Genomic DNA, 26768 nt, shown 5'->3' with positions numbered 1-26768 from the left:
GGGGAGTTCGCGCCGGGTCCCGCAAAAGGCGGGGCCTGTTTGAAGGCAGCCGCGCCGCGGAGTATTCATGACCTCGACATCACCAGCCCAGCCTGCCGAGAAGCATGTCGCCCCCCAGGCCGATCATGGCGATCCGGCCAGGAGCCTGATCGGACGCATCGCCGAAGGGCGCGCCTGGCTGTTCCTTGCCGGCCTGATCATCTGTTTCGAGATATGGTCGAGATACGCCTTCGGCGCGACGTTCGTGCTCAACCCGTTCAACCTGCAATCCATTGCGATCTTCGCGATAGCGCCGCTGCTGCTGGCGACCGGCCAGACCTTCGTCATCATTTCAGGCGGCATCGACCTGTCGCTCGGCTTCATCATGGGCCTTGCCGCAGTCGTTGCAGCGCATGCCACCAATATGGCGGGCGCCGCCATTCCCTTGCCGCTGGCCATGCTCGCGGGCATCCTCGCCGCCGTGATCGTTGCCGGTGTGCCCGGCATCATCAATGGTCTGCTGATCTCACGCCTCAGGGTGCCGCCGTTCATCGGTACGCTCGGCATGTTCGGCGTCGCGCGCGGCGTTGCCTTCCTGCTTGCCGGCGGCACCACGGTGCCGGTGCAGAATTCTTGGTTCGCGCTGCTCGGCAACGGCAAGTTCTATGGCGTGCCCTATCTGGTCATGATCGCTGCCGTCTTCGTCATCGGCATGCACTACCTGCTCAGCCAGACGCGGTTCGGCCAGCACAATTATGCCATCGGCGCCAATGTGCAGGCGGCGCGGCGCGCCGGCATCGATATCAGGGGCCACATATTGCGGCTCTATGTGCTGTCGGCGATGTGCGCCGGCCTTGGCGGGGCGCTCTACGCAGCGCGCTTCACCGCCGGTGCGGCACAAGCCGGCGAGCCGCTGCTGCTCGACAGCGTCGCGGCGGTGGTGATCGGCGGCGCCAGCCTGTTCGGCGGCTCCGGCACGATCCTGGGCACGGTCGCCGGCGCGCTGGTGATCGCGGTCATCCAGTACGGGCTGGTCTTCGTCAATGTCGAGCCGTTCTGGCAATTCATCGCCGTCGGCGTCGTCATCATCATTTCCGTGCTCATAGACCAGGCGCAGCGCCGGTTCAGTGGAGGCCGCCAGGATGAATAGCACCGACCAGAACACTCCCTTGCTCGAAGTCCGCAACCTGTCCAAGCATTTTGGCGCCGTGCGTGCGCTCAGCGATTTCTCCATGGCCGTGCGGCCGGGCGAAGTGGTGGCGCTTGCCGGCGACAATGGCGCCGGCAAGACGACGCTGATCAAGGCGATCTCGGGCGTGTTCCAGCCGACGGGGGGCGAAATCCTGCTCGGTGGCCAGCCAGTGGCTTTCGCGACGCCGCAGGAGGCGCGCGAAAAAGGCATCGAGACGATCTACCAGGATCTGGCTCTGGCCGACAATCTGTCGATCGGCGCCAACATCTTCCTTGGCCGCGAACCGATGCGCAAGGCGTTCGGCTTCCTGCCGGTGCTCGATCGCAAGGCGATGGCAGAGGCCGCCAGGGAGACGATGAAGCGGCTCGATTTCCATGTCAGCCGGATGAACGCCCCGGTCAGCAATTTCTCCGGCGGCCAGCGCCAGGCCGTCGCCATCGGCCGCGCCGTCTACTGGGATGCGCAGATCCTGATCATGGACGAACCGACGGCGGCATTGGGCGTGCCGGAGCAGCGCAAGGTGATTTCGCTGATCCACCAGCTCAAGGCGCAAGGACGCGGCGTGATCTTCATCTCGCACAATTTGCAGGACATTTTCGCGGTTTCGGACCGCATCGTCGTGCTGCGGCGCGGCGTCCAGGCCGGCGAGCGCAAGATCTCCGAGACCAATCATGACGAAGTCGTCAGGCTGATGGTCGGGGGATAGGCGGGTTCTCTCGGTGTGATCTTGCTCGAAGACCGGATCATGGTCTGCTTCTGTCCAATCTGGGCGCGGCCGCCACCAGCGCCTTGCCGACGGCCGACCGCGGTGCGTCGATGACGGTTCGGGCATCGCCGCTCTCGGCAATCTGCCCGCCATCGAGAAGGATGACGCGGTGGGCGATTGCGCGCACCACGCCGAGATCATGCGAAATGAAGAGATAGGCGATCCGTTCCTGGCGCTGCAGGTCGAGCAGGAGATCGAGGATCTGGCCGCGCACCGAGACATCGAGCGCCGACACCGCTTCATCAAGCACGATCAGCGACGGCTTGGTGGCGATGGCGCGGGCAATCGCCACGCGTTGCCGCTGACCGCCGGAGATTTCATGGATGGCGCGCGGTGCAAGACCGGCCGCAAGGCCGACCCGCTCCAGCAAGGCAGCGATGCGGCGCGGCCGCTCGGAGCGCGAGGCGACGCCATGAATGCGCAAAGGGTCGTCGAGGACGCGCGCCACGGTGGCGCGTGGGTTGAAGGCGGCGAGCGGATCTTGGAACACCATTTGCAGGCGGGCGCGGCGCACACGCAAGGGCGCGCCGCGCAGCGCCAAGAAATCATCGCCTTCGAATTCGATGCCTCCGCCATCCGGCTCGATCAAGCGCAACACCAGTCGCGCGATCGTCGATTTGCCGCTTCCGGACGGCCCGGCCAGCGCCAGCGTTTCGCCGGGCTCGACATGAAAGGAGACATCGTCCACCGCGGCGAGGGTCTTGCCGGCGCGACCATAGCGTTTGGTGAGATTGGACACCGTCAGCAGGCTCATCCATTCAGCCCGCTTCGGTTCAGCAAGGGTTGGGCGTCGAGGCCGATATGGGCGTCGAGCAGCGCGCGCGTGTAGGCTTGGGCGGGTGCGTCGATCATCTGCGCCGTCTTGCCAAGCTCCACCAACTGGCCATGTCGGAAGACCGCGATGCGTTCGGCAAGTTCGGCGGCGAGCGCGATGTCATGGCTGATGAACAGCAGCGTCATGCCGTCCTCTGCCACCAGCCGTCGGATCAGCGCGACGATCTCGGCCTGCACGATGGTGTCGAGCGCGCTGGTCGCCTCGTCGGCGATCAGCAGTTTCGGCCCGGCGGCAATCGCGGCGGCAATCGCCACACGCTGCTTCTGGCCGCCGGAAAGCTGGTGCGGGAAGGCGCGCAAGGCGGAATCAGGGTCGGGCAGGCGGACGCGTCCGAGGAGGGTTTTGGCTTTGGCGTATGCCTGCTGCCATGTGAGGCCGAGATGGGTGCGGGCGACTTCGGCGATCTGCTTGCCGATGGTCATCAGGGGATCGAGGCTTGCGGAGGGATCCTGAAAGACGAAGCCGATGTCGCGGCCGAGGAGGGGTGTCAGGTTTTGTCCGGAGTGAGACTTTGGCGTTCTGCGTTCTACGGCATCCAACGTTGGTAGAGAGAACCACTCGATGCTGCCTTCAATTTTCGAAGACAGTGGCAACAACCCCGCGATCGCCAGCGCCAGGGTGCTCTTGCCCGAACCGCTTTCACCGATGATCGCAAGCCGTTCGCCTGCGTGGAGATCGATAGTGATGTTCTTCAGCGCCGTGACCTCGATGCCATCGCCGCGGTAGGTCACCGAGAGATCGCGGATCGACGCCAGCGCGGTCACGACAGGCCCCTGCGCACGGCCGTCGTCTCGACGATGCCTTCGCCGGCGAGATAGACGCTCAATACCGTCAACACCAGCGCAATGCCCGGGACGATCGACAGGAACGGCGCGGTGCGCAAGACAGTGCGGCCTTCCGCGATCATGCCGCCCCAGGTGACCCGGTTGGGATCGCCGAGGCCAAGGAAGGACAGGGCCGCTTCGGTGAGGATCGCGGCGGCGACGATCACCGATGACATCGCCAGCACCGGCGGCAAGGCGTTGGGCAGCACTTCGCGAAAGGCGATCTCCATTGGATGCATGCCGATGACACGGGCACCGGCGACATAGTCGCGCTCGCGGATCGACAGCACTTCCGCGCGGGCAATGCGCGCCGGTCCAGTCCAGGTTCCGAGCGCTATGGCCACGACAACGACGCCGAGCGAGGGGCCAACCACGCTGACGAAAGCCAGCGCCAGCAGGAAACCAGGCACGGTCTGGCACGCGTCGGCAATGCGCATCAGCACTTCGTCGACGAGGCCGCCGGCAAAGCCGGCAAGCGTGCCGACGATCGCACCGACGACAAGGGCCGCGGCGGCCGCGGCGAGGCCGACAGCCAGCGAGGTGCGGGCGCCGTGGAACAGTTCGGCCAGCACGTCACGGCCGAGCCGATCGGTGCCGAGCGGCAGCGACCAATCCTGGAATGGCGGCAGCAGCGCGGGGCCGGCAATGGCTTGCGGATCCCCGGGAAACAGCAGCGAGGCCGACAGCGCCATGGCGAACAGCACCGCCAGAAGGATAGTGCCGGCAACCGCCTCGGGCGTGCGCAGGAAGCGGCGCAGACGGCTCATGCGCCCGCCTCGCTGGCGCCGACGCGGGGGTCGAGAAAGGCATAGGCGATGTCGACGAGCAGGTTGATGAGGATGACGAGCACCGCGCTTGTGAGGATGATGCCAAGCAGCAAAGGGGTGTCGCGCGCGGCCACCGCTTCCTGCGCCAGCCGGCCGAGGCCGGGCACGGCAAAGACGCTCTCGATGACGACGCTGCCGCCCAGCATCTGCGCCGATTGCAGGCCAAGCATGGTGACCAGCGGCAAAAGTGCGTTGCGGGCGACATGGGCGAGTACGATGCGGCGGCGCGAAAGCCCCCTGGCGCGGGCGGCCAGCACGAAATCCTGACGCCAGGCCTCTGCCATGCCGGAGCGCATCATGCGCAGATAGAGCGCCAGGTAGATGAAGCCGAGCGCGGAAACCGGCAGCACCAGATGGATGGCGATGTCGGCGGCGCGGTCGAGACCGGTCCTGTCCGATGCCAGGGTTTCGATGCCGCCGATCGGCAGCCACCGCAGGTCGACGGCGAAGATCACGATCAGCACCAGGCCGAGCCAGAAGCCAGGCACCGCGTAGAGCGCCAGCGAGGCGACGGAGAGAAAACGGTCGCGGAAGCTGCCGGGCCTTGCGCCGGCATAGATGCCGAGCGCCGAGCCGAGGCCGAAGGAGAGCGCGGTGGCGCTGACCATCAGGATGAGCGTGGTCGGCAGGCGTTCCAAGATGACATCGCGGATCGGCCGGGAGAAAGTGACGGACTGGCCGAGGTCGAGATGCAGCAATGCCCAGAGGTAGTTGGCGAGCCGCGTCAACTCCGACTGGTCAAGGCCCCAGCGATGGCGCAAGAGCTCGATCATGCCGGCGTCGCCGCCGGTCGAGACGATATAGGCGTCGACCGCGTCGCCGGGCGCGGCTTCAAGGAGAAGGAAGGTGCCGATGACGACGATAAGCAGAACGAAGATGCTGCCGATGAGGCGACGACGCAGGAGGACGAGGGCGCGAGTCATAATAATGGGACGCCGCTTGTAAACTTCTGAGGCCGTGCTCCACGGCGCCCCCCTCTGTCCTGCCGGACGCCCTGGCCCGAGCCACGGGTCTCGGCCCGTCCTTCGGACCCCCCACGAGGGGGGAGATCAGTTGTCATCGCGGCTTTCGCCAATCGCCAACGTTGCAGGGAAGTGCGAGGCGCGGAAACCGCCAATCCCCCCCCTTGTTGGGGGAGATGTCCGGCAGGACAGAGGGGGGCGCGAAGGAACTCTCATTCTCCGAATCTGAGCACCCCAAACTTCGATCCGCAAGTGCGGGATCAGCCCGCCAAATAGGTGTCCGCCCAGTTCGACACCGCCCAGCGCGGGTTGTTGGCGATGTTGCCCACCTTGTCACTGGCGACGCTGATAAAACTCCATTCGGCGACGTTGATCAGCGGCAGGTCGGCCGTGACTTGCCTCTGGAACTCCTTGTAGAGGTCGGTACGCGCCGTGGTGTCGAGCGTTTCCGATGCCTTGGTGATCAGCGCGTCGAGCGCAGGGTTTTTGTAGCCGCCCTGGTTGGAGAACGGCACGCCATCCGGAATGCCGCTCTGCACCAGGATGGTAGTCGAGATCGCCGGGTCGCCGCGGAAGACCGGCGGGCCGACCGCGAGGTCGAAGGCGTGGTCGGTGTAGACTGCCTTGATGTGGGCGGCCGAGTCGTTGTTGACCAGTTGCGCGTCGATGCCTATAGCCGCGAGCGCTTGGCGCAGATAGTCGCCGAACTGTTTGGTCTCGTTGAAATAGGGGGCCGGCAAGAGCTTGAGCGAGAAGCGGTTGCCGTCGGCGCCTTTCTTGTAGCCTGCCTCGTCGAGCAGGGCGTTGGCCTTGGCGACGTCGAAGGCATAGGTCGGCACGTCGGCGGTGTAGAATTGCGGATCGTTCTTCGGCACCGGGCCGGTGGCGGTGGCGGCATAGCCGAGGAACACCGTCTTGACGACGAAATCCTTGTCGATGGCGTGCGCGATCGCCTGGCGCACCTTCACGTCGGCCAGTTCCTTGCGGCGATGGTTGATCTCGACGACGAGCTGGTAGGTCAGCCCCTCATAGCCCTTGGTGATGACCTTCAGGCCGGGAACCTTGGAGATGCGGTCGAGGTCGGCCAACGGCACGGCCGAGAAAGCCGCGAGCTGGATTTCTTGCGCTTCCAGCGCCGCAGCGGCGGAGGTGCGGTCGGGCAGGACCTGATAGATGATCTCGTCGAGATAGGGCTCGTCCTTGCCCCAATAGTCCGTGTTCTTCGTCAGCCGGTAATACTGGCCGGCCTTGTACTCGACGAACTTGAACGGACCGGTACCGATCGGCGCGTTGTTGGCCGGGTTGTCCTCGATCTTGCCGACCTCGTAGACGTGCTTCGGCACCACGCTCGACAGCGCCGGCAGGGCGTTGCGGATCAGCTGGAACGGCGTCGGCTTGGCGAATTTGAACACGGCGGTCAGATCGTCTGGTGTGTCGACCGCGCTGAGGTCCTTGAACACGGTGCGGCCGAGATTCTGCAGCGGCTTCCAGATCTGCAGCGCCGAGAAGGCGACGTCGGCCGAGGTGAATGGCTTGCCGTCATGCCATTTTACTCCTTCGCGCAGCTTGAACGTCGCCGACAGTCCGTCGGCGGCCCCTTCCCAGCTCACCGCCAGCCGTGGCGCAAGCCCGTCCTTGCCGTCGAAGGAGGTTTCCGCCAGCGTCTCGACGATCTTGCTGGAGATGAAGAAAACGCCGTTCGAGGCGACGATCGCCGGGTTGAGATTGCGCGGCTCGGAGTCGGCGGCAAGCACGAGCCGGCCACCCTTCTTCGGCGTCTGTGCCCAAGCCAGCGCCGGCATGGCCGTGGAGGCCAGCAGCATTGCCGAACCGGTAAGCATGGTGCGTCTGGAAATGGTGAAACCTGACATGATCGAACTCGTCCTCTCCGCGCGACCCGACCCGGGCGCGACACCCCTCGAACGCCGGCGTGCATCGGCATCCTTGCGGCGGGGATTATGAGCCTTGCGAAGGGTTTCGCCAGAGACGGAATTGGCGCATCCTTGCTTGGCTTTGAAATTTTCGTCCGCTGGACCAGTTTGGCATAAGTTCATTCAATTCCTTTGTCTGGTAGGACCAGATATACGGATAGCTGGACCGAATACCGGCTTGATGCCGCATGGACGGGCATTCATAACGTTTCTGGCTGGACCAGAGTGAGCAAAATAGTGCAGATTTGATCGCGAGCCAGCGGATCGCTGCGAAACAGCGACGATCCCGGCAATTCTGGGAGAGAGTGATGAACATTGCGCCGGGCAAGGGTGCCGTCAGCAATATCCCGTTCGACCAGGCACGGGTCGACCGGCTGATGGAGGAGGCCGGCATCGACGTGCTGCTCGCGACCTCCAAGCACAACACGCAGTACCTGCTGGGCGGCTACAAGTTCATCTTCTTTGCCGCCATGGATGCGATCGGCCACAGCCGTTACCTGCCGATCGTCGCCTACGAAAAGGGCGGACCGGACCATGCGGCCTATATCGGCAACCGCATGGAGGGCGGCGAGCACCAGAACCATCCGTTCTGGACGCCGACGCTGCATGCCGCCTGCTGGGGCACGCTCGACGCCGCGAACCTTGCCGTCGAGCATATCAGGAAGATCGGCAAGGAGGGCGCGCGCATCGGTATCGAACCCGGCTTCCTGCCGTCGGACGCCTATGCGCTGATCCGCGAGGCATTGCCCGACGCGAAATTGATCGACGCGACCGACATGCTGGAGCGCATGCGCGCCATCAAGACCGATGCCGAGCTTGAAAAGCTGCGCACCGCCTCCGAGTTGATCACGGATTCCATGCTGGCGACGATCGCCTGGGCGCATGAGGGCACGACCAAGGCCGAGATGATCGAGCAGCTACGGCGCGAGGAGACCAATCGCGGCGCGCATTTCGAATATTGCCTGCTGACGCTTGGCTCCAGCCACAACCGCGCCGCTTCGCTACAGGCGTGGAAGAAGGGCGAGGTGCTGTCGATCGATTCCGGCGGCAATTATCACGGCTATATCGGCGACCTCTGCCGGATGGGCATTCTGGGCGAACCCGATGCCGAGTTGGAGGATCTGCTGGCCGAGGTCGAGACGGTGCAGCAGGCGGCGTTTTCGAAGGTCAGGGCAGGTGTGCTTGGCGGCGACATGATTGCTTACGCCGAGGGCGTGCTGAAGAAATCCAAGGTCGCGCCCTATACGGATTTCTTCGCCCACGGCATGGGCCTGATCACCCATGAGGCGCCGTTCCTGATGACCAACCATCCGGTGACCTATGAAGGCACCTATGCGGCCAAACCGCTTGAGAAAAACATGGTGCTGTCGGTGGAGACCACCATGCTTCACCCGACGCGCGGCTTCATCAAGCTGGAGGACACGCTGGCGGTGACCGAGGCGGGATATGTGATGTTTGGCGATCGCGGGCGGGGTTGGAATCGGGGTGGGATTTCATGATGCCCAAGGCTGGCGCTGCCCCTCATCCGCCTGCCGGCACCTTCTCCCCGTAGAACGGGGAGAAGAAGGCAGCTTCGGCGATTGGCGAAAGCGGCGATGACAGCATATTTCTCCCCGTCACTATACGGGGAGAAATGTCCGGCAGGACAATGAGGGGCGGCGCGACCCTCGAAGGGTTCACTCCCCCGCCGGCACCAGCCTGAAATCCGGAAGCTCCCTTAGCACCAGCTCCGGCCCGGCCGGCGAATAGACCACAAACAGCTGCATCGGGCCGTCACCCGTGTTGAGGGTAGAGTGGAACCGGCTTTCCGGCACGTAGATGGTGCAGCCGGGGCCAACCTTTTCGACCACCGGATTGCCCTTCTCGTCCTCGACCATCTGTTCGCCATGGCCCGAAATGACGAAGATGATTTCCTCGGCGCCCGGATGGTTGTGGCGGGTATGGCCCTTGCCCGAGGGCAGGTCGACGACGCCGCCGGAAAAGCGGGTCGCGCCATTCACTTCGGGCGCAACGGTCAGGGACAATTTCCCCCAGTCGAAGCCGAAGGCGCTGACGTCCTTCGGATAGACAAACACCTTGCTCTTGTCGGTCATCTCTCATCATCCCTTCTTTTTCTTCGCGGGCGCTCTGTCGTCGCCCAGTGTGACGGCCTTGAAATCCGCCGTCTGCCTGGCGATCGCGGCTTCCGCCGGCAGCCGTTCCATCGAGCTCGCGCCATAGAAGCCGTGCAGGCCCTTGGCATGGGAGAGGATGTAGCGCGCATCGTCCGGCATCGAGATCGGGCCGCCATGGCAAAGCAGGATGACATCCTTGCGCACCGAGCGCGCTGCCTCGGCAATGGCGTCGATGGCAACGACGCAGTCGTCGAGCGACCTGGCCGAGGTGGCGCCGATCGAGCCGCCCGTCGTCACCCCCATATGGGCGACGACGATGTCGGCTCCGGCCTTGGTCATGGCACGCGCTTCTTCGGGGTTGAAGACATAAGGCGTGGTCAAGAGGTCGAGCTTGTGCGCCTCGGCGATCATGTCGACCTCGAGGCCGAAGCCCATGCCGGTTTCTTCGAAACTCTGCCGCATGCTGCCGTCGAACAGGCCGATGGTCGGAAAATTCTGCACGCCGGAAAAGCCCATCGTCTTCAGTTCCGCCAAAAGCAGCGGCATGATGACGAAGGGATCGGTGCCGTTGACGCCGGCCAGCACCGGGGTCTTCTTGACCACCGGCAAGACCTCGTAGGCCATCTCCTTGACGATCTCGTTGGCGTTGCCATAGGCGAGCAGGCCGGCGGCCGAGCCGCGACCCGCCATGCGGTAGCGGCCGGAATTGTAGATGATGATCAGGTCGATGCCGCCGGCTTCCTCGGCCTTGGCCGACAGGCCAGTGCCGGCGCCGCCGCCGACGATCGGCACGCCCTTGTCGATCATTCCCCTGAACTTCTTCAATATGTCCTTGCGCGGTATGGCTGGCATGTCTGGGTCTCACTGTCTGGCAATGTCGAGGAAGGCGGCGGTTGCCGCTTGGGCGAATTCGGGGTCGTTGATGTGCAGCGGCAGGCGGGTGACGCGGCGCGTCGCATTCGGCCTGATGGTGCGCTCGATGGCGTCGAACAGGACGGCGTCGGCTTCCGGATCGAAGAAGGCGCCGCCTTCGATGTCGAGCGCGGAGACGCCTTTTTCCGGGATCAGAAAATGCACCGGACCTTCGCACTGGGCGAGCCTGGTGCCGATCCATTCGCCGATCGCGCGGCATTCCTGCGCGGTCGTGCGCATCAACGTGACGTTGGGGTTATGCTCGTAGAACAGCCGGTCGCGATGCTGTTCCGGGATGGTCGAAGGCGCCCAGAAGTTGATCATGTCGAGGGCGCCGACCGAGCCGACATAGGGCAGGCCGGTGCGGGCGATGGCACCGAAACGATCCTGCGTCGCCGGCAGAACGCCGCCGAACAGCAGGTCGCAAACCTCCGTCGTGGTGATGTCGATGACACCTGACAGCAGGCTGCTGTCGGCCAATTTCTCCATGCTGCGGCCTCCGGTGCCGGTGGCATGGAAGACCATGCAGTCGTAGACGTCGCGCAATCGATCGGCGATTGCGGTCACGCAAGGCGTGGTGACGCCGAACATGGTGAGGCCGATCGACGCCTTGCCGTCCGCTGCCGGCGCTGGATTGCCTGCCATGCCCGCTATCGCCTGGGCGGCGTTGTGCAGCACGACACGCGACAGCCGGTTGAGGCCGGCCATGTCGGTCACCGATGGCATCATGACGATATCGGAGACGTCGACATAGGGAGCGGTGTCGCCGGAGGCAAGCGTCGAGACCATGATCTTAGGCAGGCCGAGCGGCAGCGCGCGCATGCCCGCGGTGACGATCGAGGTGCCGCCGCCGCCGCCGATGCCGATCACGCCGGCAATGTCATTTCGCGACTGGATGAATCGGGTGAAGGCGACGCCCATGGCGGCGACCGCCGCGCCACGATCATTGCCGCCGAGCACGGCCGTGCTGCCGCCGGGATGATGCGCCGCGACATCGGTGGCACCGATGTCGACAGATATTGTTGCCTCTCGCGTTCCGACATCGACACGGCAGACTACTGCGCCGGTGGCAGCGATGGCATCGGCCAGGAAGCCGAGTTCCTCGCCTTTCGTGTCGGTCGTGCCCACCACATAGACGCGCTTCATCAAGGGTCCCCAATCCTGGCGGCTGCGATGCGTGTGTCTCATCGCCAGGGTCGCGCTGGGCTGCCATTGCAATTTTTTGAGACGCGCGTATCGTATTGGTATGGATGTCTCACGTCAACAACCGGCAACGAACGACGATACCGGTGAGAGAGCCGAGCGCGGACCCCGCGCGCGTACGAAACGGCTGATGCTGGAGACGGCGACAAGGCTGATGCAGGCGGGTGTCACCCCGTCGGTCAGCGAAGTGGCGGAGGCGGCGCAAGTGTCCCGCGCCACCGCCTATCGCTATTTTCCGAGTCAGTCAGCGTTGGTGCAGGCGGTCGTCGACGAGGGGCTCGGGCCGATCCTCACCTGGAAATCCACCGCCGCCGATGCCGAGCGCCGCGTGTCCGAACTGTTCGATACGGCCATGCCGCGCATCGAGGCCTTCGAGGCCACATTCAAGGCAGCGTTGAAGTTGTCGCTTGATCAATGGGCGCGGCGCCAGGCGGGCACGCTGGGCGGCGAGCCGGCCTTCACGCGCGGCCATCGGGTCGAATTGCTGAAGGAGGCGCTGGCGCCACTCAAGGGCCGCTTGCCGCCGCGCGACTTCAAGCGGCTGGCGCAGGCGCTGTCGCTGATCTTCGGTGTGGAGGTGCTGATCGTGCTCAAGGATATATGGGGGCTGGACAGCCGCCGGACGATGTCGGTCGCGCAATGGGCGGCGCGTGCGCTGGTGCGCGCGGCGATCGCGGAGTCGGCCGTCGATACGGCCCGGATCATGCAGGCAACGACACAGAAATAGCGCTTATCTGGTTCTACCAGATTTGGGTGTCGACTAGCGATAATAGTTCCAATGCAAAAGTCCGTACAAGGCCAACGCGTATCAATGAGTAGGAAAATATAGAGAAAACAGGTGGATAAGTCTGGAATTCGCCGACTTTGTCCGACATCACTGCTCAAGAAAGGGCTTGACGGGCATTCACAATTGGTAATACCAGATTTGGAAAGAAAAGCGGATCGAAAGTGAGGGCTGCGATCCATTTCCGGACAGGGCGAGGAGGCTCCGAATTCGGAAAGCGCGACCACGGGAGGAACTACCAGGGCCGGCTCCGTCGCCGGCTCGCAAGACAGGGTAGAATGCGCACAAGGGAGGAAATCATTATGCGCAAGTTAGTGACCAGCATGCTTGCTGGTATCGGCTTAACGCTTGCCTGCGGAACGTCCGTCTACGCGCAGGAAAAGTCGCTCACCATCTTCTGGGCGGAGTGGGATCCGGCCAATTACCTGCAGGAACTCGGCAACGAGTACGAGAAGGAAACCGGCGTCAAGATCACGGTGGAAACCACGCCCTGGTCCGACTTCCAGACCAAGGCCTTCACCGAGTTCAACGCCCATGGCGACGCCTATGACCTGGTCGTCGGCGACTCTCAGTGGCTCGGGGCCGGCTCCACCGGCGGCCACTATGTCGACCTGACCGACTTCTTCAAGAAGCATGATCTCGGCAACGTCATGGCACCGGCGACGGTGAAATATTATGCCGAGTATCCCGGCAACAGCGGCAAATACTGGGCGATCCCGCTCGAGGGCGACGCGGTCGGCTGGTCCTATCGCAAGGACTGGTTCGAGGATCCCAAGGAAAAGGAAGCCTTCAAGGCCAAGTATGGCTACGACCTCGACGTGCCGAAGGATTTCAAGGCGCTGCGTGACATCGCGGAGTTCTTCCACCGGCCGGACCAGAAGAGATACGGCATCGCCATCTACACCGACAATTCCTATGACGCGATGGCGATGGGCTTCGAGAACGCGCTGTTCTCCTATGGCGGTGAATTGGGCGATTACACGACCTACAAGGTCGACGGCCATATCAACTCCGACAAGGCGGTTGCCGCGCTCGATGCCTACAAAGAACTCTACAAGTTCACACCTCCGGGCTGGGCCAAATCGTTCTTCGTCGAGGACAACCAGGCAATCACGGAAAACCTGGCCGCGATGAGCATGAACTTCTTCGCGTTCTTCCCCTCGCTGATCAACGAGGCCTCGAACCCGAATGCCAAGAACACCGGCTTCTTCGCCAACCCTCCCGGTCCAAATGGCGACCAGTTCGCCGCACTGGGCGGGCAAGGCATCTCCGTCATCTCGTATTCGAAGAAGCAGGACGAGGCGATGAAGTTCCTCGAATGGTTCATCAAGGACGAGACCCAGAAGAAGTGGGCGGCCCTCGGCGGCTACACCTGTAGCCAGGCAGTGCTCAAGTCGCCTGAGTTCCAGAACGCCACGCCCTACAACAAGGCCTTCTACGAGACCATGTTCAAGGTGAAGGACTTCTGGGCGGTGCCGGAATACGCCGAACTGCTGCAGCAGCTCAACCAGCGCATCTACCCCTACATGATCGGCGGCAGTGGCACCGCCAAGGAAACGCTGGACGCATTGGCTGGAGACTGGAACGCGACCTTCAAGAAATACGGCCGCGTGCAATAATCCTTCATGTCCCGCGGAGGGGGCGGTGTCGCCTCCTCCGTTTCTTTTTCTTGAACCGGGAGCAGGGTCTTGGCGACCACGATGATCACCACCCTCGACAGATCCTCGCGCGCCGCGGCACGCGGCCTGAGCGATATCTCCATCCGCAATCTCTTCATCATTCCGACGGTTCTGTTCCTGATCGTCTTCAACATTTTTCCGCTGATTTACTCGCTCGGCTATTCCTTCACCGATTTTCGCGCGTCGACCAATGCGCCGGCGAATTTCGTCGGGCTGCAGAACTATCGCGACCTGCTCAACGATCCCTACGTCTGGTCGAACTTCGCCATCACGGCGAAATACGTGATTGTCTCGGTCGTCGGACAGTTGCTTGTCGGCTTCGGCGTGGCGATGCTGCTCAACCGGGATATCCCGCTCAAGGGTCTTATCACCACGCTGCTGCTGCTGCCGATGATGCTGTCGATGGCGGTCGTCGGGCTGTTCTGGAAACTGCTTTACGACCCATCATGGGGTGTCATCAATTATGCGCTCGGGCTCGGCAATTTCGAGTGGCTGGCCGATCCCAAGATGGCGCTCTACGCCGTTGCGTTGACCGACATCTGGATGTGGTCGCCCTTCGTCATGCTGCTGTCGCTGGCCGGCCTGTCAGCGGTGCCGAAGCATCTCTATGAGGCCGCCGCGATCGACCGCGCCGGGCCGTTCTACACCTTCTTCCGCATCACCCTGCCGCTGGTCGCGCCGATCCTGATGATCGCGGTCATTTTCCGCACCATGGAAGCGTTCAAGACCTTCGACCTCGCCTACATCCTGACCAGCCAGCCGACGGCCGAGCTGATCTCGATCCGGCTCTACAAGATGGCGTTCCAGGAATGGCAGACCGGACGCTCCTGCGCGATGGCCTACATCGTGCTGATCATGGTGCTGGCGATCACCAACATCTACGTCAAATATCTCAACAAGGTGAAGGAGCGCTGAGATGGCGGCCGTCCGCACTTCTTCCGAAATCACCTTCAACCGCGTCGCCATCGTCGCCGTGCTGCTGGTGACCATCATCTTCCTGGCGCCGATCTATTGGATCGCCTCGACCGCGTTCAAGCCGCGCAATCTTGCCACCACCATTCCGCCGACCGTCGTCTTCCAGCCGGAGATATCGCCCTTCGTGAAGCTGTTCACCAAGCGCTCCCAATTGCGCAGTCCGCCTTCGCCGGAAGAGTACGCGGCCGCCCCATGGTGGGAGCGCGTCGTGTTCGACGGCGGTGAAAAGATCGTGCGCGACGGCAAGGGCCAGGTGCAGTGGTCGGGCTATCCGAGCCGCTTCCTGAACTCGCTGATCATCGCCATCACTTCGACGGTGCTGGCTGTCGGCATGGGCACGTTCACCGCCTACGGCTTCTCTCGCTTCAAGGTGAAAGGAGAGGCGGACCTGCTCTTCTTCATCCTGTCGACACGCATGCTGCCACCGGTGGTGGTGGCGATCCCGATGTTCCTGATGTACCGCGCGGTCGGCCTCAACGATTCCCATATCGGCCTGATCATCCTCTACACTGCCTTCAACCTGTCCTTCTCGGTGTGGCTGATGAAGGGTTTCATGGACGAAATCCCGAAGGAGTATGAGGAGGCGGCACTCGTCGACGGCTACACACGCATGGAAGCCTTCTTCAAGATCGTGCTGCCGGAGGCCGCCACCGGCATCGCCGCCACAGCCGTGTTCTGCTTCATCACCGCGTGGAACGAATATGCCTTCGCGCTGATCATGACCAACCGCCGCGCCCAGACGGCGCCGCCGTTCATTCCCAGCCAGGTCGGCTCCGGCCTGCCGGACTGGACGGTGATTGCCGCCGGAACCTTCCTGTTCCTGCTGCCGGTCGCCATCTTCACCTTCCTGCTTCGCAATCATCTGCTGCGCGGCATGTCCTTCGGAGCGATCCGCAAATGAGCTTTCGCGCCATCAATCAGAAATATCTGGAGCCCGGCAGCCAAGTGCTGATGGTGCTCGGCATCGTCGCACTCTGCCAGCCATGGAACATGCTGCTGCACAGCTACGGCCTGACCATCATCCTGATCGGGCTGATCGGTTTCAACATCACCTCGAAGATAGCGCCCGAGGAAGAGGCCGGCACCGGCCATGGCGCGGATACGCGAAATCCGGGAGCACAGCATTGACCCAGATAGAGCTTCGCGGCGTCCAGAAATTCTTCGGTGCCGTCCAGGTCATCAAGGACCTCAACCTCAAGATCGCGGACAATGAGTTCATCGTGCTGCTTGGACAGTCCGGCTGCGGCAAAACGACGACGTTGCGCGCCATCGCCGGACTGGAAACCATCGGCGAGGGCGACATCCTCATCGACGGCAAGCCGGTCCAGCATTTGAAGGCGGCCGACCGCGATATCGCCATGGTCTTCCAGTCGTTTTCACTCTACCCTCATATGAGCGTCTACGAGAACATCGCCTTTCCGCTCCGCGCCACGCGCAAGAGCAAAAGCGAGATCGACCAGGAAGTACGCTCGGTCGCCAAGACGCTGCAAATTTCAGACCTGTTGGCCAAAAAACCGTCGGCGCTTTCAGGCGGCGACATGCAGCGGGTGGCGATCGGCCGGGCGCTGGTGCGGCGGCCGAAGGCGATGCTGATGGATGAGCCGATCGGCGCGCTCGACGCCAAGCTGCGCGAAGAGATGCGGGCCGAGATCAAGCGGCTGCACATCAAGCAGGGCTCGACCACCATCTACGTCACGCACGACCAGATCGAGGCGATGAGCCTCGCCGACCGCATCGTCATCATGCATGAGGGCGTGTTGCAGCAGGTGGGAACGCCCGACGAGGTCTATTCGCAGCCGGCCAATCTGTTCGTGGCCCAGTTCGTCGGCAGCCCGGTGATGAATGTCGCCGACGCGGCCGTGACCGAGAAAGCCTCGGCCGCATCGGTGACCCTAGGCGACGCGGCCACCGGCTTCGAGTTTCCCAACACGCTGCTGTCGAAGCTCAACGGTCATGCCGGCGACGCGTTGGCGCTCGGCATCCGGCCCGAAGGGGTGCTCATTCGCCGCGATGCGGCCGACGGCTTCATGGCGGTCGAGACGCAGATCGTCGAACCGCTCGGCTCCTTCGACATCGTCGACCTCAAGGTCGGCTCCAATATGCTGCGTGCCCGCACCAAGAGCGGCTTCATTTCAGGCCCCGGCGAAAAGGTCTTTGCCAGGATCGATCCGACGCAGGCGCATTTCTTCGACAAGGCAAGCGGCAAGTCGCTTGAGGTGAGGCTCTGATGGCCCATATCCAGCTCAAGAATATCTCCAAGACGTTCGGTAACCACACGGCCTTGACCGGGCTCGATCTCGACATCGCCGATGGCGAATTCTTCGTCCTGCTCGGCGAAACGGGCGCCGGCAAGACGACCACGCTGCGGCTGATCGCCGGGCTGGAGAAGCCGAGCGCGGGGCAGGTCTTCATCGATGGGGTCGACGTTGCCGACTGGGGCGCGGCCGAGCGCGACGTGGCGCTGGTGCTGCAGCAATATTCGCTCTACCCGCGCTACACGGTGCGCGAAAACCTCGAATTTCCGCTGAAGCCGAAGATCCGCAGGTTGCCTGACGCCGAGATCAAGGACCGCGTCGACCGCGCCGCCCGCACGCTACGGATCGAGCACCTGCTCGACCGCAAGACCGACCGGCTGTCCGGCGGCGAAATGCAGCGCGTCTCCATCGGCCGCGCCATCGTGCGCAAGCCGCGCGTGTTCCTGATGGACGAGCCGCTGTCGGCGCTCGACGCCAAATTGCGCGAGGCGCTGCGCACCGAGTTGAAGAACCTGCAGATACAGCTCGGCGCCACTTTCCTGTTCGTTACCCACGACCAGATCGAGGCGATGTCGATGGGTGACAAAGTCGGCGTGCTCAACCATGGCCGCATCATCCAGACCGGCACGCCTCACGAGATCTACAACAACCCGCGCGACACCTACGTGGCGAGCTTCGTCGGCTCGCCGCCGATGAACCTCATCGACGGCAGGCTGGTGAACGGCCGTGCGGTGATGGCGCCATTGAATTTTGAACTGCCGTTTGCAGGGGGAGCCAAGGCGAGTGCGGCGACCGAGGGTCGCCCGCTCGTCTTCGGCATCCGTCCGGAGGATGTGTATCTGGAAAGCGGCGCACCGGTCGAGGCGCGTGTCCACGACGTCGAGAACCATGGCGTGGAAAAGATCCTGACGCTGCGGGTCGGCGATACAACCCTGCGCGCCACGGTGCCGGCCAGGACCGATGTCGCGATCGAGCAACCGGTGCGCTTTGCCTGGAACCCCGACAAGGTGGTGCTGTTCGACAAGGGCAGTGGAGTCAGCTTGCGGCACGCGTCATAAGGCGCGGCTATTTCGGCAGGTAGGTCTCGTAAGGCGTGTCGTTGATCAACAGGATCACGCATTCCGTCTGCGAGAGGCAGGCGTCGTCATGCATCTCATCGGCCTTCTGGGTCCAGTAGGATCCAGGTGGCAGTTCGACCTTGCTCGCCTCGCCGCCTTGCATCTGCCAGTGCGCCCATAGACCCTGGATGACCACGGCGCGATAGTCGGCGGTGTGCGCGTGCACGGGGGCGCGCCAGTTGCCCGGGACTTTCAGCAAGGTTCCGGCGGACCCCTTGGCCCTTTCGCCCCACAGTGGTCCCAGGCGCTGCGGCTGGTCAAGCGCCTCGGCGACGTAAGGGATCTTGCCTGCCGGCAGATAGCTGTCCTCGAGAGCAAAGGCGCGTCCTGGAATGACCGACAGGACACCAAGCGCGAGCAGTACGAAATGATTGGCCATGGGATTTCCTCCACGGGCCAGCCTATCCGCCGGAAGCCGGCCGGCAATGACGCCGCGTCCAAAAGACCTGGCAATTCCTCCAGCCGGGAGGGATTGGCGTGATTTGGCTGCCTGACGTCAGGACGGCTCTTCGCCGGCACCAATGTGGCGCAGATGGCTCGGCGCCACGCCCATCACCCGCTTGAAGGCGCGGCTGAAGGATGCTTCCGAATCATAGCCCAGTCTCGCCGCCGCAACCGACACCCTCATGCCATCCCGGGCCAACCATTGCCTGGCCTGGTGCATGCGCACGCGCAGCACATATTTGGCCGGCGTCTCTCCGACCACCGTGGCGAAGCGCTGGGCAAAGGCGGAGCGCGAGGCTCCCATCATCCGCGCCAGCGCCTCGACGCTCCAATCGCGATCCGGCTGCAGGTGGATGGTCGCCAGCACCTTGCCGATGTCGGGATTGCGGACGGCCGCGATCCAGCCGGTGGCATCGCCACAGCCGTTCTCGACCCAGGAGCGGATGATCGTGGCGGCGAGCACATCGGCAAGGCGGGCAAGGATTCCGCCGGAGCCGACCCGGTCCATCGTCACTTCGCCGGCCATCGCGTCGAGCAGATGCTGAATGCCCGGTGCGTTCGCCATCAGCTTATGCGCCTGCATCAGGTTGGGCATCATGTCGAGCAGCGGGTGCGAGCCGTCGAGATTGAAATGCATGCTGCCGCAAAACAGCAAGGTCTTGGGGCCGCCACACTCGTTGGAGACGTCGTAGATGTTTTCGCACACCGGTTCGATCGTGTAGCGGCCGATCGGCACCGGGGGCACGCCGGGCGCGCTGGCCAGGACATGCGCGTCGCCGCGCGGGATCAAAAGCGCGTCGCCCACGGATAGTTCGATCCACTCCTTGGCCGGTGAGAACAGCCAGCAGCCCTGCTGGCCGATGAAATGAAACCGAGCCGCCTTCTGTGCGGGAAAGGAAACGGCCCAGGGCTCGCCCAACACGCAGCGGCCATAGTCGACGCCGTCGAGCCGTAATCCGCGCAGCATGTCGGTCAGGGGATCACCAGAAGTCGGCAGCGCCATCTTGGACGAATTGTAATTCATTCCGGCGTTTCTAGCATGGAAACTCCAACTCGTCACTCCCATGTTGCATTGCAGCCAAATGCTGCGCTGCAAACAAATCGAAGACCGGCCGCATAGCCAAGCCATGACGGCAAGCATGTAACGGGTGGAGCCCGAGCCGGTTGTTTTCTATGTGGCGCCGCAAACAGATCGGAGACTGACCATGGCCGAACCCGCGACAGGCGCCGTTGATGCCGCACTTCTCGACCCCGCCGAATCCGATGAACGAACCGAACCGGCGTGGGGTGCCGTGGTCTCGCTCGCCCTTGGCGTTTTCGGTCTGGTCACCGCCGAATTCCTGCCCGCCAGTCTGCTGACGCCAATGGCGCGTGATCTCGGCGTAAGCGAAGGCGTTGCAGGGCAAGCGGTGACGGCGACCGCGATCGTCGGCGCCATCGCCGCTCCCACCATGGCCATCGTCACAAGGCGCATGGACCGCAGGCTGGTGATGTGGATGCTGACGGCGTTCCTCATCCTGTCCAACCTTCTCGCCACCTTTGCGTCGTCGCTGCCCATGCTTCTGCTGGCCCGCGTCGTGCTCGGCGTGGCCCTTGGCGGCTTCTGGGCGATGTCGGCGGCCATGGCGTTGCGGCTGGTGCCGATGCGGCTGATGCCGCGGGCGATGTCGATCATCCTGACCGGCGTGTCGCTTGCCACCGTCACCGCGGCTCCGGTCGGCGCCTATGTCGGCGACATCTGGGGATGGCGCACGGCATTCATGATCGCGACCATCGTCGGGGCGCTGGCACTGCTGGTGCAACTGGCGACCATTCCGAAACTGCCGCCGGTGGGCGTCGCGAGCTTCCGCACCTTGCTCGAAGTGCTGGAGCGGCCGTCGATCAGGGTTGCCCTGCTGGTCGTGATGCTGGTCGCGTCCGGGCACTTTGCCGGTTTCACCTATGTCCGTCCCTTCCTCGAGAAGGTGCCGGTGCTCAACATCGAGACGATCTCGCTGGTGCTGCTGGCCTACGGCATAGGCGGTTTCTTCGGCAACATCGCCGGCGGCATCCTCGCCGAACGCAACCTCAAGGCCGCCGTCGCGCTCGCGCCTCTGCTGATTGCATTGGCGGCCGCCTCGATGCTGATCCTTGGCGCTTCGCCCATGATCGCCGCCACTGCCGTCGCGGCCTGGGGTTTTGCCTTCGGCGCGGTGCCGGTCGGGCTGCAGAGCTGGCTGGTACGGGCAGCACCCGACCAGGCAGAAAGCGCCGGCGGCCTGATGGTTGCGACCTTCCAGGTGGCGATTGCGATCGGCGCCGTCTTTGGCGGTCTGCTGGTCGACAATGCCGGCGTCGCCAGCGCCTTTGCCTATTGCGGCATCGCAACGCTGCTGGCTGCCATCGTGGTGTTCCTGCGCGGCCCGAGGCAGGCCGAATAGTCTCTCCCAACAGCCACCATTGGCAACGGCCCGAGAACCACTACGGTTTTCGGGCCGTTGCCGTTGTGATGGCGGCGACGAAGCGGTTGAGACTGTCCTCGACATAGACGGCCACTTCGATGGTCGGATCAAAGCTCCACCATAGCAACGCCCCTTGCCAATGCGACGCCATCAGCAGGCCGACGTCTGGTGGCGGGTCGTCGATTTCAGCGAAGCAGGCCGCAAGAGCAGCGCACAGGAATGCCTTCCAGGTAGCGCCGCGCGCCCTGAGCACAGGATCGCGCAGATCCTCGCGCAAGACGAGCAGGCCCTCGGCATAGGACTCGATGCCGCCATAGCCCTGCGACAGCGCCACCAGCAATTCGATGGCACCGGCCGGGGTTCTAGCAACGCCGGTGGCCAGCGTTCTGGTCTTGTCGTCGAGATCATCCCAGGCATGCAGCAAGGTGCGCTGCTTCAACCGCGCCTTGTTCTTGAAGCGCTGCACCAGGGTTGCGCCGGACAGGCCGCAGGCTTTTGCCAGACGCTCGAAGGTAAGCGCCTCCGGCCCGTGCTCGTGCATCAATCGCAAGGCTGCTTCCAGCACCTGTTCGTCGGACCGGGTTTTGGGACGGGTCATCTTGACATTCCAATATAACCGAATGATCATTTATATATGTTGTGAGCGGCGTTTGCCAGCTCGGATTTGATCGATGGTGCTGTTTTGGGAGAGTTCAATGACGTTGCAAGGGAAAGTTGCCCTGGTTGCCGGCGGCACACGGGGCGCCGGGCGCGGCATAGCGGTCGAACTCGGCGCCGCCGGCGCCACCGTCTATGTCACGGGGCGGAGCACGCGCGGCCAGCGATCCGAGTATGCCCGGCCAGAGACCATCGAGGAGACGGCTGAACTGGTCACCGTGAACGGCGGCACGGGCATCGCCGTGAAGGTCGATCATCTCATCGCCGATGAAGTACGCAGGTTGGTCGAGCGCATCCGTGACGAGCAGGGTCGCCTCGACATACTGGTCAACGATATCTGGGGCGGCGAAAAGCTGTTCGAATGGGACAAGCCGGTCTGGGAGCATAATCTGGAGAACGGCCTGCGCATGCTGCGCCTGGCCATCGACACGCATCTGATCACCGCGCACCATGCCTTGCCGTTGATGATCGAGCGGTCGGGCGGGCTGCTTGTCGAGATCACCGACGGCACCGCCGAATACAATGCCCGGCATTATCGCCTGTCGCCTTTCTACGACCTTGCCAAGGTGGCGGTGAACCGCTTGGCCTGGGCCCACGCCAAGGACCTGGTGAAACACGGCGCCACGTCGGTGTCGCTGACGCCGGGCTGGATGCGCTCGGAAATGATGCTGGAGATTTATGGCGTCGCCGAAGAAAACTGGCGCGACGCCACGGCGAAAGTGCCCCATTTCGTCATCTCCGAAACGCCGCGCTTCGTCGGCCGCGCCGTTACCGCTTTGGCCACGGATCCGGATCGCTCGCGCTGGAACGGCCAGTCGCTGTCCAGCGGCGGGCTGGCGCAGGTCTATGGTTTCACCGATTTGGACGGCTCGCGACCCGATGCCTGGCGCTATGTTCCGGAGGTTCAGGATGCCGGCAAACCAGCCGATGCAACGGGCTACCGGTAGAGCAGAACTGCTTCACGCCGAGCGCCCATCGAAGTCGAAGATCGACAAGGTGGACGGGTCGAGACCGGTCAAGCAGTTGATGTTGACGTAGGCGCTGCGTTCGCCGCTTTCGCTGATGTCTTCGGCAAAGGGATGGATGCCGCAGGTTCGGCAGAAGCGGTGTGCTATTTTCGCTTCGCCGAATGTGTAGCGGCCAAGGTCATCGCCCCAGGCGACGAGTGTGAGCTTGTCATGTGGCACGGCCCACAGCAGCGCACCCTTGCGGGCGCAGATCGAGCAATTGCAGCGAACGACGCCCTCGAGCTCGCCCTCGATTTCGAACGCAACCTTGCCGCAATGGCAGCTGCCCTTGTACAGCATCAGTATCTTCCTGTCGCTGGCCGGTGCAAAGGCACGCTGGTCGGGTTATTCCTTCGGCAGGCCTGGCGGCTGCTTGCCCGAAGGACGTTCTATCCTGGCGGAGTCCGACATCGACATGCAATCAATCCGCGACCGTCTCGAAAACATCCTGTCACGTCTTGCCAGTCGTGCAGCCGACGAGAAGGTCTACACGAAGCTTTATGCCGAAGCCGCACGGGCCGCGGCTGACGCCAGCGATGCCCGCAAACGAGCCGGCGTGACGCTTGGGCCGCTCGACGGCACCATTGTCTCGATCAAGGATCTGTTTGATGTCGCCGGCGAAGCGACCACGGCGGGCTCGCTGATGCGCAAGACCGCCGCGCCGGCTCAGCGCGATGCGGCCATCGTCGGCCGGCTTCGGCAAGCCGGTGCGGTCATCATCGGCAAGACCAACATGACCGAATTCGCCTTCACCGCGATCGGCGACAACATGCATTACGGAACGCCCGGCAATCCCGTCGACCCAGGGCGCATTCCAGGCGGTTCGTCCTCGGGCGCCGGCGTGTCTGTCGGCGAGGGGACGAGCGACATCTCGATCGGGTCCGACACCGGTGGTTCGATCCGCATCCCGGCGGCGCTCAATGGTGTCGTCGGCTTCAAGCCGACAGCACGGCGCGTGCCGCTGACCGGCGCCTTTCCGCTTTCGGGCACGTTGGACTCTATCGGGCCGCTCGCCCGAACCGTCTCGCAATGCGCAGCCGCCGACGCGGTGATGGCCGGCGAGGCGCCGAACGAATTGGCCGCCATTCCACTCGCCGGGCTTCGCATTGGCATTCCGCGCGGCGTTCTTTTCGGCGACATAGAAGGCGGGGTTGCCGCGGCCTTCGAGCATTGTCTTGGCAGGATCGAACAGGCCGGCGCGCACATTGCGGATCTGTCGATCGACGACATGCTCGCGGAGTTTCGTGCGGCCACCAAGCGCGGTTCGATCGCCGCCATGGAAGGCGCCGAGGTGCATGCCGACTGGCTGGCGGCAGGCGCGCCGGCGCCGGTCGACCCGCATGTGAGTGGACCCTTGTCGCGGGCGGCGCTGCTGCCGGCGCCCGTCTATATCAGGGCGCTGCGCCGGCGCGCCGCACTGGTCGCTGCCATGGACGAGCGGCTGGCGTCGGTCGATCTCCTGGCTCTGCCGGCCACACCGGTGACCGCCCCGACCATCGCCTCCATGGCCGAGGACGCCGAGCTGCGCGACCGCACCGAAGGACTGCTGCTGCGCAACACGCAGGTCGCCAACCAGTTCGACCTCTGCGCGATTTCGCTGCCAATGCCGGGCACGGCGCTGCCGGCTGGCCTGATGCTGGTCGCGCGCAACGGCCACGACCATCGTCTGCTGCGGATAGCGGCTGAAGTGGAGAGGCTGCTGTGACGAGCAGCGTGCCCACGGCAATCAGTGCGCCGCGCAGCGCCTGCGCTCGGCTTTGCCAGAGGCGCGTTCGATACGCGTAACGACCAGCATGGGCGGCTCGTTCGGCTCACCGCGATGCTGGATCGATCCTCTGACGACGAGCTGTCCCGCGTGGAGCTTGTCGGAAGTGTCGGGTGCGGCCCTGTCTTGCAGCGCCAATTCGGTGGTGTTGAGCGCCACGCCTTTGATGACCTTGCCGGTGGCCAGATCCAGCGCGTTACCCGAGGGACAAGGGTCTCTGAAGCAGACGATTCCATTGCTGCAGTAGACATAGTCGCTGCCCTCTGCCGCAGCGAGTGCAGGCAAGGCCGCGGTCGAACACGCGGCGAGAACCAAGGATGCCAAGCGACGATACAACATGACTTTCAGCGTCACCAACAATTGAAGCGAAACCGCGGTGTATTTCACGTGTCGGCCGGAAACCGCCGCCGGTAATGATCGACCACTTCGGGATTGCGCAGATTGACAGGCAGCTTGCCGGCCAGCACCAGCAGGGTCTCGCCGGCCGCGCCGACGCCCATGCGCATCATCGATTCCTCGGTAATCCCTGCCATATGCGGGGTGATGATGACATTGTCGAAGCCGAAATAGGGATGATTTGCCGGTAGCGGCTGTGTCGAGAAAACGTCGAGCGCGGCGCCGCCAATGCGGCGCTGCCGCAAGGCCTCGATCAGCGCGTCGTCGTCGACGACCGGCCCACGCGACACGTTGATCAGCAGTGCGTTGGGTTTCATGCGGGCGATGCGCTCGCGGCTGATCAGGCCGCGCGTCTCCGGCGTCAGCGGGCAGCAGAGCACGATGATGTCGCTCTGCTCGACCAGCGCGTCGATCGACAGGAAGCCGACTTTTTCCGGCGCCGGCTGCATGCTGCGCGTCGTTGCCACAACCTTGAGGTCGAAGCCGTGCGCGGCGATATGCCCGACGGCTTGCCCGACTGCGCCGAGGCCGACGATGCCGATGGTCTTGCCGGCGAGTTCGATGTTGGAGTTGGCATGCTCGCGGCCGGCAAGCCAGCCCTTGGCGCGCAGGTCGCGGTCGACCCTGCGGAATTGCCGCAGCAGCGCAAGCGCGGTGAACATGACATGTTCGGCGACCGAGCGGGCATTGACCGCCGGCACGTTAGCCACCAGCACGCCGGCTGCCGCGGCTGCTTCCATCGGGATCATGTCGAGCCCCGCGCCATGGCGAATTGCGGCCCTCAGCTTCCAGGCGCCCTCGAACAGCGCCGGCGGCAGCGGCGCCCGCACGATGACGATGTCGGCATCCTTGGCCTCCCTGGCCAAGGTGCCGGCGTCCAGCGCCGAAGCGATCACCAGCTGACCGGCGCCGGCGAGCTTGGCCGAGGCGCGCGGGTGCAGCGGATGGGTCGACAGGATCTTTGGCACGGTCTGGGTCACGGTCAGGCCTTTTCGAGCGCCGCGCCTGCCGGCGAAGCCGCCATGCCGCCCTCGATCAGGCCCTTCCAGTAGCTTTCGGCGCCTTGCAGATGGGCGCTCATCAGCGCCTGGGCGAGATTGCCGTCGCGGCGCAGCAGCGCCTCGTAGATCTGCACGTGCTCGGCATGCGAGCGCACGCTGCGTTCGGGATCGTTGAAGTAGATTGGCAGGCGCTGCTCGCCCATCAGATAGTAGACGCTGCAGATGTTGTGGAAGACGCTGTTCTTGGTGGCGCGCACGATTTCGAGGTGGAATTCGCGGTCCTCCTTGGCCAAGCCTTCGCCAGCGGCGATGCGCTCCTCGGAGGCCTTCAGGATTTCGCGCAGCCGTTCGAAATTTTCCTCGGTGGCGCGCGAGCAGGCAAGCTCCGCGGCCTTGATCTCATGGATCTTGCGCAACTCGACCGTTTCATAAATCTGCATGGGATCGAGCGGCAGGCCGGCGCGTGCGAACAGCGCCAGCGCCTCCACGCTCGCCTGTTTGGTGTCGATGTAGATGCCTGATTTGGCGCGGCGCTCGACGATGCGCATGGCTTCGAGGATGGCAAGCGCTTCGCGGATCTGCCCGCGGCTGACGCCAAAATGCTCAGCCAACTCGCGTTCGGAAGGCGTGCGGCCGCTCTCCTTGTCCGAGTGGGAGAACAGATAGGCGGCGAGTTCCGCGAGAAGGTTGTTTTCTTTCAT

At 63.8% G+C, this 26768-nt stretch carries 28 protein-coding genes; 13 read left to right on the top strand and 15 right to left on the bottom strand.

Annotated features, from left to right (window positions below; genetic code table 11):
* Positions 1-67 precede the first annotated feature (67 nt).
* Positions 68-1129 carry a ribose ABC transporter gene (locus tag EN851_RS13500; RefSeq protein ID WP_127279899.1) on the top strand — a complete coding sequence of 354 codons (1062 nt, stop codon included), beginning with the start codon at positions 68-70 and terminating at the stop codon, positions 1127-1129.
* Positions 1122-1877, top strand: a complete 756-nt coding sequence (locus tag EN851_RS13495; RefSeq protein WP_127279898.1) for an ATP-binding cassette domain-containing protein — start codon at positions 1122-1124, stop codon at positions 1875-1877. Before EN851_RS13500 ends, EN851_RS13495 begins: the two co-directional genes overlap by 8 nt.
* Positions 1878-1914: 37 nt before the next feature.
* Here the strand turns inward: EN851_RS13495 and EN851_RS13490 are convergent, their stop codons facing one another.
* From EN851_RS13490 to EN851_RS13470, 5 genes are all read right to left on the bottom strand, one after another.
* The gene (locus tag EN851_RS13490; protein WP_135929409.1) at positions 1915-2691 is read right to left on the bottom strand and encodes an ATP-binding cassette domain-containing protein; all 777 of its coding nucleotides are present in this window, start codon (positions 2689-2691) and stop codon (positions 1915-1917) included.
* Positions 2688-3536: an ABC transporter ATP-binding protein gene (locus EN851_RS13485; RefSeq protein WP_189521843.1), complete on the bottom strand. Its 849-nt coding sequence runs from the start codon at positions 3534-3536 to the stop codon at positions 2688-2690. The genes EN851_RS13490 and EN851_RS13485 overlap by 4 nt, the downstream gene beginning before the upstream one ends.
* Positions 3533-4363 (bottom strand): ABC transporter permease, encoded by an 831-nt coding sequence (locus EN851_RS13480; RefSeq protein ID WP_135929408.1) that lies wholly within the window; start codon positions 4361-4363, stop codon positions 3533-3535. Before EN851_RS13480 ends, EN851_RS13485 begins: the two co-directional genes overlap by 4 nt.
* The gene (locus EN851_RS13475) at positions 4360-5346 is read right to left on the bottom strand and encodes an ABC transporter permease (RefSeq protein ID WP_135929407.1); all 987 of its coding nucleotides are present in this window, start codon (positions 5344-5346) and stop codon (positions 4360-4362) included. The genes EN851_RS13480 and EN851_RS13475 overlap by 4 nt, the downstream gene beginning before the upstream one ends.
* Positions 5347-5645: 299 nt before the next feature.
* A complete protein-coding gene (locus EN851_RS13470; protein ID WP_135929406.1) occupies positions 5646-7256 on the bottom strand; it encodes an ABC transporter substrate-binding protein in 1611 nt (536 codons plus the stop codon).
* Between the two features lie 368 nt (positions 7257-7624).
* Between EN851_RS13470 and EN851_RS13465 the strand changes: the two genes are divergently transcribed.
* Complete coding sequence (locus EN851_RS13465; RefSeq protein ID WP_135929405.1) at positions 7625-8815, top strand: Xaa-Pro peptidase family protein; 1191 nt, start codon at positions 7625-7627, stop codon at positions 8813-8815.
* 177 nt (positions 8816-8992) lie between these two features.
* Here the strand turns inward: EN851_RS13465 and EN851_RS13455 are convergent, their stop codons facing one another.
* The 3 genes from EN851_RS13455 to EN851_RS13445 are packed head-to-tail and all read right to left on the bottom strand — an operon-like array spanning position 8993 to position 11488.
* Positions 8993-9409 (bottom strand): cupin domain-containing protein, encoded by a 417-nt coding sequence (locus EN851_RS13455; protein ID WP_127279966.1) that lies wholly within the window; start codon positions 9407-9409, stop codon positions 8993-8995.
* 6 nt (positions 9410-9415) lie between these two features.
* Positions 9416-10282: a phosphoenolpyruvate hydrolase family protein gene (locus EN851_RS13450; protein ID WP_127872314.1), complete on the bottom strand. Its 867-nt coding sequence runs from the start codon at positions 10280-10282 to the stop codon at positions 9416-9418.
* Between the two features lie 9 nt (positions 10283-10291).
* Positions 10292-11488 carry a Tm-1-like ATP-binding domain-containing protein gene (locus EN851_RS13445; RefSeq protein WP_135929404.1) on the bottom strand — a complete coding sequence of 399 codons (1197 nt, stop codon included), beginning with the start codon at positions 11486-11488 and terminating at the stop codon, positions 10292-10294.
* A gap of 100 nt (positions 11489-11588) precedes the next feature.
* On the opposite strand from EN851_RS13445, the gene EN851_RS13440 reads away from it, so the two are divergent.
* The 7 genes from EN851_RS13440 (at position 11589) to EN851_RS13410 (ending at position 18296) form a co-directional block, all read left to right on the top strand.
* On the top strand, positions 11589-12272 hold the full coding sequence (locus EN851_RS13440; protein WP_135929403.1) for a TetR/AcrR family transcriptional regulator: 684 nt from the start codon (positions 11589-11591) through the stop codon (positions 12270-12272).
* Between the two features lie 359 nt (positions 12273-12631).
* On the top strand, positions 12632-13948 hold the full coding sequence (locus EN851_RS13435) for an ABC transporter substrate-binding protein (protein ID WP_127279271.1): 1317 nt from the start codon (positions 12632-12634) through the stop codon (positions 13946-13948).
* Positions 13949-14017: 69 nt separating this feature from the next.
* Entirely contained in the window at positions 14018-14923 is a 906-nt protein-coding gene (locus EN851_RS13430; protein ID WP_015315632.1) for a sugar ABC transporter permease, read from the top strand.
* A 1-nt stretch (position 14924) separates the two neighbouring features.
* Positions 14925-15884, top strand: a complete 960-nt coding sequence (locus EN851_RS13425; protein WP_127279270.1) for a carbohydrate ABC transporter permease — start codon at positions 14925-14927, stop codon at positions 15882-15884.
* Entirely contained in the window at positions 15881-16111 is a 231-nt protein-coding gene (locus EN851_RS13420) for a hypothetical protein (RefSeq protein ID WP_127279269.1), read from the top strand. The genes EN851_RS13425 and EN851_RS13420 overlap by 4 nt, the downstream gene beginning before the upstream one ends.
* Positions 16108-17211, top strand: a complete 1104-nt coding sequence (locus tag EN851_RS13415) for an ABC transporter ATP-binding protein (RefSeq protein WP_135929402.1) — start codon at positions 16108-16110, stop codon at positions 17209-17211. Before EN851_RS13420 ends, EN851_RS13415 begins: the two co-directional genes overlap by 4 nt.
* Positions 17211-18296 (top strand): ABC transporter ATP-binding protein, encoded by a 1086-nt coding sequence (locus EN851_RS13410; RefSeq protein ID WP_135929401.1) that lies wholly within the window; start codon positions 17211-17213, stop codon positions 18294-18296. The genes EN851_RS13415 and EN851_RS13410 overlap by 1 nt, the downstream gene beginning before the upstream one ends.
* Before the next feature lie 7 nt (positions 18297-18303).
* Here EN851_RS13410 and EN851_RS13405 read toward each other — a convergent pair whose 3' ends face one another.
* Together EN851_RS13405 and EN851_RS13400 are read right to left on the bottom strand one after the other, a co-directional pair.
* On the bottom strand, positions 18304-18735 hold the full coding sequence (locus EN851_RS13405; RefSeq protein WP_135920264.1) for a DUF4437 domain-containing protein: 432 nt from the start codon (positions 18733-18735) through the stop codon (positions 18304-18306).
* A 117-nt stretch (positions 18736-18852) separates the two neighbouring features.
* Positions 18853-19824: an AraC family transcriptional regulator gene (locus EN851_RS13400; RefSeq protein ID WP_135929400.1), complete on the bottom strand. Its 972-nt coding sequence runs from the start codon at positions 19822-19824 to the stop codon at positions 18853-18855.
* Between the two features lie 181 nt (positions 19825-20005).
* On the opposite strand from EN851_RS13400, the gene EN851_RS13395 reads away from it, so the two are divergent.
* Positions 20006-21220 carry an MFS transporter gene (locus tag EN851_RS13395; protein WP_135929399.1) on the top strand — a complete coding sequence of 405 codons (1215 nt, stop codon included), beginning with the start codon at positions 20006-20008 and terminating at the stop codon, positions 21218-21220.
* A 40-nt stretch (positions 21221-21260) separates the two neighbouring features.
* On the opposite strand, the gene EN851_RS13390 is transcribed toward EN851_RS13395, so the two are convergent.
* A complete protein-coding gene (locus tag EN851_RS13390) occupies positions 21261-21839 on the bottom strand; it encodes a TetR/AcrR family transcriptional regulator (protein WP_245511773.1) in 579 nt (192 codons plus the stop codon).
* A 97-nt stretch (positions 21840-21936) separates the two neighbouring features.
* On the opposite strand from EN851_RS13390, the gene EN851_RS13385 reads away from it, so the two are divergent.
* Positions 21937-22845 (top strand): SDR family oxidoreductase, encoded by a 909-nt coding sequence (locus EN851_RS13385; protein WP_135929398.1) that lies wholly within the window; start codon positions 21937-21939, stop codon positions 22843-22845.
* Positions 22846-22857: 12 nt separating this feature from the next.
* Here EN851_RS13385 and EN851_RS13380 read toward each other — a convergent pair whose 3' ends face one another.
* Positions 22858-23205, bottom strand: a complete 348-nt coding sequence (locus tag EN851_RS13380; protein ID WP_127279578.1) for a GFA family protein — start codon at positions 23203-23205, stop codon at positions 22858-22860.
* A 115-nt stretch (positions 23206-23320) separates the two neighbouring features.
* On the opposite strand from EN851_RS13380, the gene EN851_RS13375 reads away from it, so the two are divergent.
* The gene (locus tag EN851_RS13375) at positions 23321-24610 is read left to right on the top strand and encodes an amidase (protein WP_135929605.1); all 1290 of its coding nucleotides are present in this window, start codon (positions 23321-23323) and stop codon (positions 24608-24610) included.
* Positions 24611-24631: 21 nt separating this feature from the next.
* Here the strand turns inward: EN851_RS13375 and EN851_RS13370 are convergent, their stop codons facing one another.
* The 3 genes from EN851_RS13370 to EN851_RS13360 are packed head-to-tail and all read right to left on the bottom strand — an operon-like array spanning position 24632 to position 26768.
* On the bottom strand, positions 24632-25057 hold the full coding sequence (locus EN851_RS13370; RefSeq protein WP_245512088.1) for a hypothetical protein: 426 nt from the start codon (positions 25055-25057) through the stop codon (positions 24632-24634).
* On the bottom strand, positions 25054-26034 hold the full coding sequence (locus tag EN851_RS13365; RefSeq protein ID WP_127872362.1) for a hydroxyacid dehydrogenase: 981 nt from the start codon (positions 26032-26034) through the stop codon (positions 25054-25056). Before EN851_RS13365 ends, EN851_RS13370 begins: the two co-directional genes overlap by 4 nt.
* A 14-nt stretch (positions 26035-26048) precedes the next feature.
* Positions 26049-26768, bottom strand: coding sequence for a FadR/GntR family transcriptional regulator (locus EN851_RS13360; protein WP_127872323.1), 720 nt, complete (start codon positions 26766-26768; stop codon positions 26049-26051).

Source organism: Mesorhizobium sp. M8A.F.Ca.ET.208.01.1.1, assembly GCF_004791315.1.
Taxonomy (GTDB): Bacteria; Pseudomonadota; Alphaproteobacteria; order Rhizobiales; family Rhizobiaceae; genus Mesorhizobium.
Note: the sequence above shows the minus strand (reverse complement) of the source record. Positions and strands in the feature narration are given on the sequence as shown.

Excerpts from the sequence above, each read along its gene's own strand:
- EN851_RS13410 (WP_135929401.1), top strand. The coding sequence starts at position 17,211 with ATGGCCCATATCCAGCTCAAGAATATCTCCAAGACGTTCGGTAACCAC.
- EN851_RS13490 (WP_135929409.1), bottom strand. The coding sequence starts at position 2,691 with ATGAGCCTGCTGACGGTGTCCAATCTCACCAAACGCTATGGTCGCGCC.
- EN851_RS13475 (WP_135929407.1), bottom strand. The coding sequence starts at position 5,346 with ATGACTCGCGCCCTCGTCCTCCTGCGTCGTCGCCTCATCGGCAGCATC.
- EN851_RS13440 (WP_135929403.1), top strand. The coding sequence starts at position 11,589 with ATGGATGTCTCACGTCAACAACCGGCAACGAACGACGATACCGGTGAG.
- EN851_RS13385 (WP_135929398.1), top strand. The coding sequence starts at position 21,937 with ATGACGTTGCAAGGGAAAGTTGCCCTGGTTGCCGGCGGCACACGGGGC.
- EN851_RS13450 (WP_127872314.1), bottom strand. The coding sequence starts at position 10,282 with ATGCCAGCCATACCGCGCAAGGACATATTGAAGAAGTTCAGGGGAATG.
- EN851_RS13435 (WP_127279271.1), top strand. The coding sequence starts at position 12,632 with ATGCGCAAGTTAGTGACCAGCATGCTTGCTGGTATCGGCTTAACGCTT.
- EN851_RS13360 (WP_127872323.1), bottom strand. The coding sequence starts at position 26,768 with ATGAAAGAAAACAACCTTCTCGCGGAACTCGCCGCCTATCTGTTCTCC.
- EN851_RS13390 (WP_245511773.1), bottom strand. The coding sequence starts at position 21,839 with ATGACCCGTCCCAAAACCCGGTCCGACGAACAGGTGCTGGAAGCAGCC.
- EN851_RS13395 (WP_135929399.1), top strand. The coding sequence starts at position 20,006 with ATGGCCGAACCCGCGACAGGCGCCGTTGATGCCGCACTTCTCGACCCC.
- EN851_RS13500 (WP_127279899.1), top strand. The coding sequence starts at position 68 with ATGACCTCGACATCACCAGCCCAGCCTGCCGAGAAGCATGTCGCCCCC.
- EN851_RS13455 (WP_127279966.1), bottom strand. The coding sequence starts at position 9,409 with ATGACCGACAAGAGCAAGGTGTTTGTCTATCCGAAGGACGTCAGCGCC.
- EN851_RS13465 (WP_135929405.1), top strand. The coding sequence starts at position 7,625 with ATGAACATTGCGCCGGGCAAGGGTGCCGTCAGCAATATCCCGTTCGAC.
- EN851_RS13445 (WP_135929404.1), bottom strand. The coding sequence starts at position 11,488 with ATGAAGCGCGTCTATGTGGTGGGCACGACCGACACGAAAGGCGAGGAA.
- EN851_RS13375 (WP_135929605.1), top strand. The coding sequence starts at position 23,321 with ATGCAATCAATCCGCGACCGTCTCGAAAACATCCTGTCACGTCTTGCC.
- EN851_RS13495 (WP_127279898.1), top strand. The coding sequence starts at position 1,122 with ATGAATAGCACCGACCAGAACACTCCCTTGCTCGAAGTCCGCAACCTG.
- EN851_RS13405 (WP_135920264.1), bottom strand. The coding sequence starts at position 18,735 with ATGGCCAATCATTTCGTACTGCTCGCGCTTGGTGTCCTGTCGGTCATT.
- EN851_RS13400 (WP_135929400.1), bottom strand. The coding sequence starts at position 19,824 with ATGAATTACAATTCGTCCAAGATGGCGCTGCCGACTTCTGGTGATCCC.
- EN851_RS13470 (WP_135929406.1), bottom strand. The coding sequence starts at position 7,256 with ATGTCAGGTTTCACCATTTCCAGACGCACCATGCTTACCGGTTCGGCA.
- EN851_RS13420 (WP_127279269.1), top strand. The coding sequence starts at position 15,881 with ATGAGCTTTCGCGCCATCAATCAGAAATATCTGGAGCCCGGCAGCCAA.
- EN851_RS13480 (WP_135929408.1), bottom strand. The coding sequence starts at position 4,363 with ATGAGCCGTCTGCGCCGCTTCCTGCGCACGCCCGAGGCGGTTGCCGGC.
- EN851_RS13380 (WP_127279578.1), bottom strand. The coding sequence starts at position 23,205 with ATGCTGTACAAGGGCAGCTGCCATTGCGGCAAGGTTGCGTTCGAAATC.
- EN851_RS13425 (WP_127279270.1), top strand. The coding sequence starts at position 14,925 with ATGGCGGCCGTCCGCACTTCTTCCGAAATCACCTTCAACCGCGTCGCC.